Origin of the sequence: Pandoraea captiosa, assembly GCF_902459775.1 — a bacterium.
GTDB classification, from domain to species: domain Bacteria; phylum Pseudomonadota; class Gammaproteobacteria; order Burkholderiales; family Burkholderiaceae; genus Pandoraea; species Pandoraea captiosa.
The window spans coordinates 173663-187284 of the sequence record NZ_CABPSQ010000002.1; the positions used below are offsets into that span (position 1 = coordinate 173663).

The window sequence follows — 13622 nt, forward strand, 5'->3', positions numbered from 1 at the left end:
TGGCCTGGGCGGAGTGAGAAGAGGCCCTTGGAATTACAACCACCTTCAACATGGGAATCGATGGATGCTGTACAAATATACAGTACAATCATCGCGTGCCGGGCGACGCATGAATGCTGCCAGCGACTGTCGTATCGGCCTGATAGAGTAGTTACCCCAAGGCGCGTACGCGCTCTCTCGTCTGCCCAGAGACCAAGTGGATAAGCCCTCCAAACCCGATCCGTCGGCCAGCCACGCCATTCGTATTCGTGGCGCTCGCCAGCACAACCTCAAGAACCTCGACGTCGATCTCCAGACCGGCGAGATGACCGTCGTGACCGGCCCGTCCGGTTCCGGCAAGTCGAGTCTGGTGTTCGACACGCTGTTCGCCGAAGGCCAGCGTCGCTACGTCGAGACCTTCAGCGCTTACGCGCGTCAGTTCCTCGACCGCATGGACCGTCCGCAGGTCGACCATGTGGAAGGCGTGCCGCCCGCCATCGCCATCGATCAGACCAATCCGGTGCGCAGCTCGCGCTCGACGGTCGGCACGATGACCGAACTCAACGACCACCTCAAGCTCCTCTTTGCCCGCGCGGCGGCGCTGTTCGACCGCGAGACGGCGCAGCCGGTGCGTCACGACACGCCCGAGACGATCTACGCCGACCTCATGGCGCGTACCGCGAAGGACGACCCGCGTCTGGTCGTCACGTTCCCGGTCGAACTGCCCGCGACCGTCACGCCCGACGAAGTCGAACAGTGGCTCTCGGCGTCCGGCTACACGCGCGTGCAGGCCGAGCGCGAAGTCACGACCGCCGAGGGCACGCGCAAGGTGCTCGACGTGGTTGCCGACCGGTTCCGTTTGCAGAACACCGAGAAGGCGCGCGCGATGGAAGCCATCGAGTCGTCGCTCAAACGCGGCCGCGCGCGCATGAATGTCTATGTGCTCGCCGAGACGGGCGAGCCGGACATCTGGCGCTATTCGCAGGACCTGCACTGCCCCGACAGCGACCTGCACTACGCCGACCCGCAACCGGCGCTCTTCTCGTTCAATTCCGCCTACGGCGCCTGCGAGGCCTGCCGCGGTTTCGGTCGGGTGATCGGCGTCGATCTGGGATTGGTGATTCCCGATGAGCGCAAAACGCTGCGTGGCGGTGCCGTCAAGACCATTCAGACACCCGCGTGGAAAGAGATCCAGGACGACCTGCTCGAGTACGCCGGCAAGGCCGGGATTCCGCGCGACACCCCCTGGTCGAAGCTCTCGCCCGAGCATCGCGAGTGGGTCATCGAGGGCGACCCGGACTGGAAGGGCGAGTGGAACAAGCAGTGGTACGGCATTCGTCGCTTCTTCGGCTACCTCGAGTCGAAGGCGTACAAGATGCACATTCGCGTGCTGCTCTCGAAGTACCGCAGCTACACCACGTGCGAGACCTGTGGCGGGGCGCGGCTGAAGACGGAGGGCCTGCTGTGGCGTCTGGGCTCGAAGGAGAACGCCGACGCCGTGCTGCCGCCTGCCCAACGCTTCATGCCACGCGGCGTGTCATGGTCGCGCGAACAGCTCGAAGCGCTGCCCGGGCTGACTATGCACGATCTGATGCTCATGCCGATCACGCGCGTGCGTCAGTTCTTCGATTCGCTCACTCTGCCCTCCAGCCTGCTCGACGATGCGCTCAAGCTGTTGCAGGAGGAAGTCGGCACGCGCCTGAAGTACCTTTGCGACGTCGGCATCGGCTACCTCACGCTCGATCGCCAGAGTCGTACGCTTTCGGGCGGCGAGGTGCAGCGTATCAACCTGACGACGGCCCTTGGCACGTCGCTCGTCAATACGCTGTTCGTTCTCGACGAGCCGAGCATCGGCCTGCACCCGCGCGATATGGACCGTATCGTGGCCGCCATGCATCGACTGCGTGACGCCGGCAACACGCTTGTCGTCGTGGAGCACGACCCCGCGGTGATGCTTGCGGCGGACCGTGTGATCGACATGGGGCCCGGCCCCGGTGAGCGCGGCGGTCAGATCGTGTTCGACGGCACGCCCGAGGAGGTGCGCCAGGCCGACACGCTCACGGGCAGCTATCTTGGCGGCCGCAAGCACGTGGCCAACGCCTCGAACTGGCGTGCGCGTCCGGTCGATGATGCGACACCGCGTCTCACGCTCACCGGCGCGCGCGAGCACAACCTCAAGCACGTCGACGTCGACATTCCGCTGGGACGCCTCGTGTGCGTGACGGGGGTGTCCGGTTCCGGCAAGTCGACGTTGGTGCAGGACATTCTGAGTCCGGCCCTGGCGCGTCACTTCGGGGATCCGACCGAAGCGCCGGGCGCGCACGACGAGTTGATCGGCGCCGAGCAGTTGTCGGGCGTGGTGTTCGTCGACCAGTCGCCCATCGGCAAGACGGCGCGCTCGAACCCGGCGAGTTATGTCGGCGCGTTCGACGAGATTCGCAAACTGTTCGCGGCCGAACCGGTGGCGCTCCAACGTGGCTACAACGCCAGCACGTTCAGCTTCAACTCCGGCAATGGGCGCTGCCCGACTTGCGGTGGCTCGGGCTTCGAGCACGTGGAAATGCAGTTTCTGAGCGACGTGTATCTGCGTTGCCCGGACTGCGACGGCAAGCGTTATCGCGCGGAAGTGCTGGACGTGAAGATTCAACGCGCGGTGCCGGGCGAAGCGATGCGCGAACTGAGCGTGTCGGATGTGCTCGAGCTCACCGTCAACGAAGCCGTGAAACTGTTCTCGTCGGATCGCGACGTGCTGCGTGTGTTGCAGCCCATCGTCGATGTCGGTCTCGAGTACGTGAAGCTGGGCCAACCCGTACCGACGCTCTCGGGCGGCGAAGCGCAGCGACTGAAGCTCGCCGGCTTCCTTGCGGAAGCGGCGCAGAAGAAGACCGCGAGCGGCCAGAAGGTGGCTCATCGCGGACGCCTGTTCATCTTCGACGAGCCCACGACCGGTCTGCACTTCGACGACATCGCCAAACTGATGCGCGCGTTCGGCAAGCTGCTCGACGGCGGCAATTCGCTGCTCGTCATCGAACACAATCTGGACGTGGTGCGCGCGGCAGACTGGATCATCGATCTGGGGCCGGAAGGCGGCGAAGGCGGTGGTGAAGTGCTGTGCGCCGGTACGCTCGCGCAAGTCGTGGCGTGCGAGGGCTCGCACACCGGGCGCGCGCTCGCCGATTACGAACGCACGGTGGTGGCACCTGCGCAGGCGGCGGCGTCGGGCCTGGCTGGCGGTGACGCCGGCATGCCGCTGCAAACCGCCTTGCGTGCGGCGCGTGCCCAACGTGGGGCCGGCAAACCCGACATGCCCGCCGGCGGCAACGACATTCGTATCGTCAATGCGCGCGAGCACAACCTCAAGTCGCTCGACGTGGCCATTCCCCGCGGCAAGTTCAGCGTGATCACCGGCGTGTCCGGCTCGGGCAAGTCGACGCTTGCGTTCGACATCCTGTTCAACGAAGGCCAACGCCGTTACCTCGAATCGCTCAACGCCTACGCGCGCTCCATCGTGCAGCCGGCGGGACGCCCGGAAGTCGATGCTGTGTATGGCATTCCGCCGACGGTCGCCATCGAGCAGCGTCTGTCGCGTGGCGGGCGCAAGAGTACTGTCGCGACGACCACGGAGGTCTGGCACTTCCTGCGTCTGCTGTACGTGAAGCTCGGCATTCAGCATTGCATCCACGATGGTGCGCCGGTCACTGCACAGAGTCCCGATTCGATCGTTGCGCAGTTGTTGCGCGACCGACGCGGGCAGCATGTCGGGCTGCTCGCCCCGCTGGTCGTCGGACGCAAGGGCATTTATACCGATCTGGCGAAGTGGGCCAAGGCGCGCGGGCATTCGCACCTGCGGGTGGATGGCGTGTTCCTGCCCGTCGATCCCTGGCCGAAGCTCGATCGCTTTCGCGAGCACACCATCGAATTACCGGTCGGCGACGTGGTGGTCACGCCCGAGAACGAAGGGTTGCTGCGCACGCTGCTCGCGACGGCGCTGGAACTGGGCAAGGGGGTGATGCATCTGCTCGCACCGCTCGATGGCCTGGGCGACACCATGAGCCACGAGCAACCGGGCGAAGGCGTAGGCGAGATCGAAGTGTTTTCGGTCAAGCGCGCGTGCCCGGTGTGCGGCACGAGTTATCCGGACCTCGATCCGCGCATGTTCTCGTTCAACAGCAAACACGGCTGGTGCACGACTTGCGTGGGTACCGGACTGGCGCTCACGCGCGAGCAGCGCGAAGCGTTTGACGATACGGTGCTCAACCAGGACAATCGCGGGCGCGAACATGCCCTGCCGTCGCAGGACCAGGAGCCGGAAGACGTGGGCGATCAGCCGTGTCCGGACTGTCATGGGGCGCGTCTGAACAACGTCGCGCGCGCGGTAACGTTTGACGAGCACGCCATTTCCGACGTGGCCCAATGGACCGTGACGGATACGCGTGAGTGGATTCAGGGGCTTGCGCTGACGGGGCGCGATGCGAGCATTGCGCGCGATCTGATCAGCGAGATTCAGGGGCGTCTCGAATTTCTGGAGGAGGTGGGCCTCGGCTACCTCACACTCGACCGCGCGGCGCCCACGCTCTCAGGCGGAGAGTCGCAACGCATTCGACTCGCGGCGCAACTCGGCAGCAACTTGCAGGGCGTTTGCTACGTGCTGGACGAGCCGACCATCGGTTTGCATCCGCGTGATAACGGCATTCTGCTCGGCGCGCTGCGCAAGCTCGGCGATCAGGGCAACACGCTGGTCGTCGTCGAGCACGACGAAGACACGATTCGCCGCGCCGATCACATCATCGATATCGGACCGGGCGCGGGCAAGCGCGGCGGCACGCTCGTCGCGCAGGGCAACGTGGCGGACCTCGCGTCGCATCCCGACTCGCTGACCGGCAAATTCCTCGCGCATCCGTTGCAGCACCCGATTCAGCCGCGTCGCGAAGTCGTGGCGTCGGCGAAGGGTGTCGAGGCGGTGCCGCCGCACTGGCTGACGGTGCATGGCGCCACACTGCACAACCTGAAGAACGTGACGGCGTCGCTGCCGCTCTCCCGTCTCACGGCAATCACGGGCGTGTCGGGGTCGGGAAAATCGACGCTTGCGCGTGACGTGCTGATGACGAACCTGCTCGATGCCGTGGGCCGTTCCGTATTGTCTTCGCCGGCCGAACGTCGGGCGCGCAAAGGCACCGTGCGTCATGCGGTCAAGGCCGATGGCAAGCCGCGCGCGAAGTCGGAGGCGCCGGCAGAACCGCGTCGTGCGGTGGCGCATGGCTGGCATGGCTGTGAGTCGGTTACCGGCTGGGAGACGATCGACCGTGTACTCGAAGTCGATCAGACGCCGATCGGCAAGACGCCGCGCTCATGCCCTGCGACCTACATCGGCTTCTGGGACACGATCCGCCGTCTGTTCGCCGATACGCTCGAAGCGCGAGCCCGTGGCTATTCGGCGTCGCGCTTCTCCTTCAATACCGGGGAAGGACGATGCCCGGCGTGCGAGGGACAGGGAGTGCGCACCATCGGCATGAGTTTCCTCGCGGACGTGAAGGTGTTGTGCGACGTGTGCCACGGACAGCGCTTCAACGCCGAAACGCTGGCGGTCACCTGGCGCGGCAAGAGCATTGGCGACGTGCTGACCATGGAAGTGGACGAAGCCGTCGAGTTTTTCGCATCGATGCCGAGCATTGCCCATCCGCTGCAACTGATGAAGGACGTCGGACTTGGCTATCTCACGTTGGGGCAGCCGTCCCCGACGCTCTCGGGCGGCGAAGCGCAGCGTATCAAGCTGGTGACGGAGTTGACCAAGGTGCGCGACGACATTACGCGTCGCGGCCAGAAGTCGCCGCACACGCTGTATGTGCTCGACGAGCCAACCGTCGGTTTGCACATGGCCGACGTGGCGCGTCTCATCAACGTGCTGCATCGGTTGGTGAACGGTGGACATACGGTCGTCGTCATCGAGCACAACCTCGATGTGATTGCCGAGGCTGACTGGATTGTCGACATGGGACCGGAAGGGGGCAAGGACGGCGGGACCGTGGTTGCCGCGACATCGCCCGACGTGCTGGCAACGGTGAAGGAAAGCCACACCGGGATCGCCCTCAAACCGGTGCTGGCGCAAACGGCCGCCACAGGCGCGACGGTGGCGACGCCGGAGGACGCCGTCGCCGCGAAGTAGCGAGCCAATCGATCCCCGCCTGAGCCGGGCGTCGCCAACGGCCCGGGAAAGCGGTCCGACACCGGCGATACCGGCGCGGCGTGCGCCGGCTGCGTAGTCATCGAATTGACCGGCCGAAGATGGCCGGTCACCCTGCGGGACGCCCGACGACGGCGTCCCGCGTTCATGTCTGCGCGTGAATCCCAGCGTCGTGACGCTTGTTGATGTCTTTGGACGTAGATGTTTCGTTCCGCATCGGCCGTCATCGCACGGGGCGGCTTCCAAGCGAAATATATTGAAAATATACGATAAATTTCCAGTATTTACGGACATCTTAGCAAGTGTGTGCGCTCACTAGTAGCTAATGCCCTGTCTTTCGCCGGTCTACCGAAATATTTCCAATTATTTCTAAATTTGAAATTAGAAATAGACAATTATCGACTTTATTGCGATTGATGCGAGCAATAGACTGCAACTGTCGACGATGAATTGAACATCGCCTCTTTCAAACAGACAGGAGCATCATCATGAAGCGCACTCTTATTACCTCAGCCCTGGTTTCCGCAATGCTGGCCGTTTCGGCCGGTTCGGCTTTCGCCAGCGACGCATTCGACGGTCCCTCGGAATTCTCGTGGGTGCCTCAAACCAGCGTGCTGACCCGCGCGCAGGTTCGTGAAGAACTTGTGCAAGCGCAGCAAGCCGGTCTTGTGGTCCAACACGACGCCGTCTACCCGAAGGCAGTACCGAGCGCACAACCGGCAACGGCCAGCGCCCCGGTCACGATGGGTTCGGTCGGTGGCCTGCAACGCGCCGGTACGACTTATTTCGGTAACTAATTCGGTACCTAACCCAGCAACCCGTTCGGTGACTGAGCCGGTACGAATCGCCGGGCATGCCGTAACCCCGTGACCCTGCGCCGATAGAGCGCACTCCAACGCCGGGGTAGCAGCCTCCGATACTTGATCGGCCGCTTCGATAGCGGCCGATTTTGTTTTGCGCGCGCGATGGGCGTCGGCGATCCATTCGATCGCACAGCACGTCAAAACACCCTATGTGGATAACCCTGTCGATAACGCTGTGTACAAGCTGTGTGACCCCTGTGGGCAAGCTTGTGGATTATCGGGGAATAAGCTGAGGATAAGCAGGGGAAAAGTCGGGGAAAAGTGACCGGAAGGGCGGGGATAACCGGTGTATATCCTGTGGGTATACGGTGGATAGGCGTTGCATAACCCGTCCATAAGCTGGGGGCAAAGCGGTGGATTATCTGTGGACATCCCCGGCTTTTCTGTGGGTAACTCTGTGGACGATCGGTGAACAGTTTTTGCCGTATCGGTCGTGCAGCCTTTTCCCACACGCGCTTTCCGGCGATATGTCCGACGATATGTCCGGCGACCGGTCGACGGCCGAGCAAAAAACTTACTCGCCGATCGTCTTCGCCAAAAACGCCGTGACGCGTGCAATCGCGTCCTCGCGCGCTTCGGGCTGGGTGCCCGTAATCGGCACGACATGGGTCTTGGGATCGGTGAATTCGGGGCGCGCGCGAACGGGCATGTTCGGTGCATCGAAGTCGTGATACGCCCCCGGATAAATGTGGAAGGTGATCGGCGCGCCCTTGGCGACGACATCGTTCACGAAGGCTTCGCACGGTGCTGCCTTGCTCCAGACGTCGTCGGCGCCTGTGAGAAGCAGCAGCGGAATCTTCGTCGACCAGTCCGCGCCCTGCGCCTTGGCGTTGCACCAGCCCGGATAGAACGCGACGGCTGCTGCGAAGTCTGGTGCTGACGGTGCATTCGGTTCGCTCGGGGCGCTCGTGGTGCTCGTACCGTTCGTGGCGTTCGGCGCGCTCAGCATTTGTCCCGGCCCTTTCGGCCCGATGGAGAACAGCGTGGTGCCACCGCCGTGCGACCAACCCATCAGTGCAATGCGATCGCCCCGAATGCCCGGCAGCGATTGCAGGTAGCGCAACGCCCCGTACGCGTCGCGCGCACGCTCCGCCCACGGACGAACCGGTCCGCCCCTCGCGCACTCACTTGCCTGCCCGCGTGTGGTGAAGCTGTCGACCATCAACACGGTGTAACCCGTCGCGTTAAAGCGCCGCGCCCAGTCGAGTTCGCGGGCATCGATGGTGCCCTTGCGCGAGAACATGCCGTTGCAGCCATGCAGAAAGACGACGGCGGGCGTCGGCCCGTTCGCATTCACCGCGCGAAACAGGTAGGCGTCAAGCGTCACCGGCGCCCCATGACTGTCGACATCCAGAGACGCTACCTGCACCTTCTCTTGCGCAACGGCGTCGGTCATGGCGCCCAATGACAGAACGATGGCACATGTGAGCGCGGCCATCGTGCGTGAACGGTGGATGCGATTTGTGCGTTGTGTGCGTAGAGCGAAGCGCGATGGCATGGACGTTCCCCTGCGAAGATTGTCGAAGTGCGCGGCAACGCGTCCGGGTCTCGTCGCCAATGTCCGCAAGATAGCGCGCAGTGTGTGCGCCGTGTCTTTCGCCATATTACGAACGGTTGCGAGTCAGGCGCGCGTTCGTCCATTTCGCCAATTCGCCATTCTCGCCATTCGATCATTCGGCCATCCGTCATGTCGTCGCCAAACCGCTGCTAAGCATCTGCCAATCGGAGATAAGGCATTGCCACACCGCCCCTTAGAATGGACTCGGATACCTCACCCATCCGTCCGATCGTTCCGTGAGCGGAACGCAACGCCTGTCCGGAGACATTCGATATGAGCGGCACGAACAAGGAAAACGAAGACAACCACCCGACGACGGCAGAAGCCCCGCAAACGTCGCAATGGCGCCTCGAGACACTCGCCGTGCATGGCGGCTATCGTCCCGATCCCACCACGCGCGCCGTGGCCGTGCCGATTTATCAGACCGTGGCCTATGCCTTCGACGACACCCAGCACGGGGCGGATCTGTTCGACCTCAAGGTGCCGGGCAACATCTACACGCGCATCATGAATCCGACGCAAGACGTGCTGGAGCAACGCGTTGCGGCCCTCGAAGGCGGTGTCGCGGCGCTCGCGCTCGCGTCCGGGCAAGCGGCCGTGACGTACGCCATCCAGACGATTGCCGAGGCCGGCGACAACATCGTGGCGGCCAGCACGCTTTACGGCGGCACGTACAACCTGCTGGCGCATACGCTGCCGCTCTCGGGCATTTCGACACGCTTTGCGGATCCGCGCGAGCCGGAGTCCTTCGAGCCGTTGATCGACGACAAGACCAAAGCCATCTTCGCCGAGTCGGTCGGCAACCCGCTGGGCAATATCACCGATATCGAGAAGCTCGCGAAGATTGCGCATCGACATGGCATTCCGCTCATCATCGACAACACCGTGCCGTCGCCGTATTTGCTGCGTCCGTTCGAGCACGGTGCGGACATCGTGGTGCACTCGCTCACCAAGTATCTCGGCGGGCATGGCACGAGCATCGGCGGCGCCATCGTCGACTCGGGCAAGTTCCCCTGGGCCGAGCACAAGACACGGTTCAAGCGACTGAACGAGCCGGACGTGAGCTACCACGGCGTGGTCTATACGGAAGCCTTCGGGCCGGCTGCATATATCGGGCGCGCACGGGTCGTGCCGTTGCGCAACACGGGGGCGGCCATTTCGCCGTTCAACGCGTTTCAGATTCTTCAGGGCATCGAGACGCTCGCCCTGCGCCTCGAGCGCATCACGGAAAATGCACTGAAGGTCGCGCAGTTCCTGAAGACGCATCCGAAGGTCGAGTGGGTGAACTACGCCGGGTTGCCGGAGCATCCCGATCACGCGCTCGTGGACAAGTATCTCTCGGGACGCGGTCCCGGCATTCTCACCTTCGGCGTGAAGGGCGGACGCGCAGCGGGCGCAGCATTTCAGGACGCGCTGCAACTCTTCACCCGTCTGGTCAACATCGGCGACGCGAAGTCGCTTGCCACGCATCCCGCCTCGACCACGCACCGCCAGCTCTCCCCGGACGAATTACGCAAGGCCGGCGTGAGCGAGGAAACGGTTCGACTGTCCATCGGCATCGAGCACATCGACGATTTGCTCGCAGACCTCGATCAGGCACTGCGCAAGACGACCTGAACCGGCTCGCAAATCGATCCGTCGCGCATCGTTTCGACTGACGTAACACCAGGCGGCCCTTGGCACAGCGGCGCTGAGCCAAGGGCCGCCGTCTCCATGCGCGACCTCATTTCCTGCCAAGTCTGTCGGAGTATCATGCGCGGCAACCGGTTGAGGGCAGGCAGCCGGGGCGTCGTCATGTGACTGTCACCAAACGGTCACAGTGGCGGCGTACTGTCCTTGCCCATTTCACAAGGATTGCGCATGGACTATTTGCAGGTGCTCGTGCTCGCCATCGTACAAGGCGTGGCAGAGCTGCTTCCGGTGTCGAGCTCGGCTCACGTCATCATGGCCGAGAAGCTCATGGGGCTCGACCCTTCCACCCCGGCCATGACGCTGTTGCTCGTCATGCTGCACACCGGCACGATGCTCGCCGTCATCGTGTATTTCTGGAAGTCGTGGCGCGAGCGTTATTTCTCGTCGAAGCACGACTTCGTACACAATGCAAAGCAGGTGATCATCGCGACCGCATTCACCGGCGTGATCGGTCTGGCGCTGATGTTCTTCATCGAGAAAGTGCTGATGCGCGGCTCGGCGCATGCGGAAATCGAGCATCTGTTCGGCAATCTGTACATCATCTCGGCCGGCCTCGCGATGGCGGGGATTCTGATTCTGATTTCGGGCACCCGGCGCCCGCCGATGGGCGATCGCCCGATGCGCGGCGCCGACTCGGCATGGATCGGCGCGGTACAGGGTGTCTGCCTGCCCTTCCGAGGTTTCTCGCGTTCGGGATCGACCATCTCGACGGGCATGCTGCGCGGGCTGGACAAGGTGCGCGTCGAGGAATTCAGCTTCGCGCTGGCCGTGGTGCTCACCCCGCCGGTGATCGTCAAGGAGGCTTACCGTCTCTACAAATCGGGGGGCGCGCAAACGCTCTCGGGCCACTTTATGTCGGTGCTCACGCCGAGCCTCGTCGGTATGGTGTTCAGCTTCCTTGCCGGTCTGGTGGCCCTGCGCTGGCTGTCGCGCTGGCTCGAACATGGACGTTGGTACCTTTTCGGCATTTATTGCCTCGTGGCGTCGGCCATCGTGCTCGCGGCCAGCCAGTACCTGTAACGCAACGTCAGGGGGGGCGTAGGCTCCCCTGCGCTCCCCCGTGCGTCAGACCAATTTCGCCACGACATCCATGAACGCGGCGATGGCGCGCGATTCGCGACGCTCGGCCAGACACACCACCACGGTCGTCGTCTCCACCGTCGCATCGCTGATGGGCACCGTCGCCAGCCGCGCGTCGGGGGTGTGTTCGCGTGCCGACACGGCCGCGATGCCCAGGCCGAGAATCACCGCTTCGCGAATCGCTTCACGGCTACCGATTTCCATCGCCACCCTGGGCGCGACACCTGCCGCCTGCATGGCCGCTTCGAGCGCGTGACGCGTTGTCGAACCCGGCTCGCGCATGAGCATCGGCTCGTCGGCCAGGTCGGCAAGTCTGACACCCTTGCGTCGCGCAAAGCGATGCGCGCGCGGCACCAGCAACACGACCGGATGCGTGCGATAAGGCACCGCGTGCAGACGCACATCGTCGTGATAGCGCGCCAGGACCGCCACATCGGTGCGATAGGCCAGCAGCCCTTCGATCATCTCTTCCGAATTGCCCGGGCGCATCGAGATCCGGATGCCGGGATAACGCGGCTGAAACGCGGCGACGATTTCCATCGCGTGATGTGGCCCGACCGCGCCCAGACGTAATTCCCCCGTACGCAGCCCGCCATGTTCCTTGAGCAAACCGAGCGCTTCGGCCTCGTCGGCAAAGATGCGCAGGCTGACGGCATACAGCGCTTTGCCGGTCGGCGTGAGGGTCAGGCCGCGACCGTGACGATAGAACAGCTCGACCCCGTAAGTCTCTTCCAGCGCGCGGATCTGCGTGGTCATGGTGGGCTGACTTACATGCAACGCCTGCGCGGCGCGCGTCACGCTGCCGTGACGCGCAACGGCATGGAACGAGCGCAACTGGGTGATCCGCATCGGTGACGCTCCCGTGACGAGGTATAGGTTTTACCAATAGATCGGCGAAAAAATGTGAATTGGAAGTATAGGACGCCCCTCACCATAATCCAGCTCAATCTTCGTCAAACGATCGCAATGTCTTCGGACGCCGCGGCGCGAATCTCACCATGACTGCACGTTCACGTTTTCATAATCCGGTCGACGTCCACTTCGGTGCGGGAGCGCTCGCCAATTTGCCCGCACTCGTCGGCCACCGCCGCGCGGTGCTCGTCACCATGCCCGAGGCACGCGCGCTCGGCATGACCGGGCAGATCGAAGCGCTGCTCGGTCAGCGGCTTGCCGGCGTGATCGATCAGGTCAGCCCGAATCCGGATGTGCGGGAACTCGCCCCGATGTACGGCGACTTCTGGCGTCGCTATTCACAGTGCGAGGTGATCGTGGCGCTCGGCGGCGGCAGTGCGCTCGATACCGCGAAGCTGTTGATGGTTGCGGGCGAGGACGACAAGTTCGCCACGCTCATCGATGTGCTCGATGCCGGCGGCACGTTCCGGCCCACGCGCACGAAGCGGCTCATCACGATTCCCACGACCGCCGGCACCGGCAGCGAAGTGACGCCGTGGGCCACGCTGTGGGATCGGCACGTGAAGCGCAAGAAGTACTCGCTGCATCTTCCGCAGACGTGGCCCGAAGCGGCCATCGTCGATCCGTGCCTGACGCGTTCGCTACCACGCGCCGTCACGTTGCAGAGCGGTCTCGATGCGCTCTCGCACGCGCTCGAAGCGATCTGGAACGTCAACGCGAATCCCATTTCCGACACGTTTGCGGTCACGGCGGCGCGCGAGATGATGCGCGTGCTGCCAAAGCTCATGGCGTCGCTCGACGACATGCCGTTGCGCGAACAGGCGGCGCTGGCCGCCCTTCAGGCGGGCATGGCCTTCTCCAACACGAAAACCGCATTGGCTCACTCGATTTCGTACGACATGACGATCCGCCACGGATTGCCGCACGGCATTGCGTGCTCGTTCACGTTGCCGGCCGTGATGCGTCTGGCCATCGGCAAACGGGCGGATCGCGACGCGGTGCTCGCACAGGTTTTCGACGGCGACATCGACGGTGCCCCCGATGCGCTCACCGCGTTCCTCAACGGTCTGGGCGTGGCGACCGAGTTCTCCGCCTATGGGGTGAGCGAGCCGGAGTCGGCGCAGATGATCGCCGCTGCGCTCGACGGCCCGCGCGGCCGCAATTTCATCGGCGCTGCCGCCTGATCGATGGGGGTGGCGCGCCCACGCTTTCGTAGTCCTGTCGTTGCCGTTGCATGAGTGTTTTCGAGTCTTACCCGCAGTTCCCGCAGCACCCATTATCAAAACGATAGCCACACACCGGTTTTCGGCATGTGCGGCACCGAGACATCCAGGAGACAGACGCCCGGCGCAGACCG

7 protein-coding genes are annotated in these 13622 nt (G+C 63.7%); 5 read left to right on the top strand and 2 right to left on the bottom strand.

What is annotated here, in order from left to right; translation table 11 throughout:
* Positions 1-196: 196 nt before the first annotated feature.
* Together uvrA and PCA31118_RS06055 are read left to right on the top strand one after the other, a co-directional pair.
* Complete coding sequence (gene uvrA, locus PCA31118_RS06050) at positions 197-6142, top strand: excinuclease ABC subunit UvrA (RefSeq protein WP_150624015.1); 5946 nt, start codon at positions 197-199, stop codon at positions 6140-6142.
* Between the two features lie 506 nt (positions 6143-6648).
* Positions 6649-6957, top strand: coding sequence for a DUF4148 domain-containing protein (locus tag PCA31118_RS06055; protein WP_150624017.1), 309 nt, complete (start codon positions 6649-6651; stop codon positions 6955-6957).
* A 580-nt stretch (positions 6958-7537) separates the two neighbouring features.
* On the opposite strand, the gene PCA31118_RS06060 is transcribed toward PCA31118_RS06055, so the two are convergent.
* Positions 7538-8521, bottom strand: coding sequence for a dienelactone hydrolase family protein (locus PCA31118_RS06060; RefSeq protein ID WP_246190102.1), 984 nt, complete (start codon positions 8519-8521; stop codon positions 7538-7540).
* 333 nt (positions 8522-8854) lie between these two features.
* On the opposite strand from PCA31118_RS06060, the gene PCA31118_RS06065 reads away from it, so the two are divergent.
* Together PCA31118_RS06065 and PCA31118_RS06070 are read left to right on the top strand one after the other, a co-directional pair.
* Positions 8855-10198 carry an O-acetylhomoserine aminocarboxypropyltransferase/cysteine synthase family protein gene (locus PCA31118_RS06065; protein ID WP_246190103.1) on the top strand — a complete coding sequence of 448 codons (1344 nt, stop codon included), beginning with the start codon at positions 8855-8857 and terminating at the stop codon, positions 10196-10198.
* A 243-nt stretch (positions 10199-10441) separates the two neighbouring features.
* On the top strand, positions 10442-11293 hold the full coding sequence (locus PCA31118_RS06070) for an undecaprenyl-diphosphate phosphatase (protein ID WP_150624021.1): 852 nt from the start codon (positions 10442-10444) through the stop codon (positions 11291-11293).
* Between the two features lie 45 nt (positions 11294-11338).
* Here PCA31118_RS06070 and PCA31118_RS06075 read toward each other — a convergent pair whose 3' ends face one another.
* Complete coding sequence (locus PCA31118_RS06075; RefSeq protein WP_150624023.1) at positions 11339-12202, bottom strand: LysR substrate-binding domain-containing protein; 864 nt, start codon at positions 12200-12202, stop codon at positions 11339-11341.
* A 149-nt stretch (positions 12203-12351) separates the two neighbouring features.
* Between PCA31118_RS06075 and psrA the strand changes: the two genes are divergently transcribed.
* Entirely contained in the window at positions 12352-13449 is a 1098-nt protein-coding gene (gene psrA, locus PCA31118_RS06080; protein ID WP_150624025.1) for an iron-containing alcohol dehydrogenase PsrA, read from the top strand.
* The last annotated feature ends 173 nt before the right edge of the window (positions 13450-13622 follow it).

Bases quoted from the DNA above. Each gene is read 5' to 3' on its own strand.
- PCA31118_RS06055 (WP_150624017.1), top strand. From the start codon at position 6,649: ATGAAGCGCACTCTTATTACCTCAGCCCTGGTTTCCGCAATGCTGGCC.
- PCA31118_RS06065 (WP_246190103.1), top strand. From the start codon at position 8,855: ATGAGCGGCACGAACAAGGAAAACGAAGACAACCACCCGACGACGGCA.
- PCA31118_RS06070 (WP_150624021.1), top strand. From the start codon at position 10,442: ATGGACTATTTGCAGGTGCTCGTGCTCGCCATCGTACAAGGCGTGGCA.
- psrA (WP_150624025.1), top strand. From the start codon at position 12,352: ATGACTGCACGTTCACGTTTTCATAATCCGGTCGACGTCCACTTCGGT.
- PCA31118_RS06060 (WP_246190102.1), bottom strand. From the start codon at position 8,521: ATGCCATCGCGCTTCGCTCTACGCACACAACGCACAAATCGCATCCAC.
- PCA31118_RS06075 (WP_150624023.1), bottom strand. From the start codon at position 12,202: ATGCGGATCACCCAGTTGCGCTCGTTCCATGCCGTTGCGCGTCACGGC.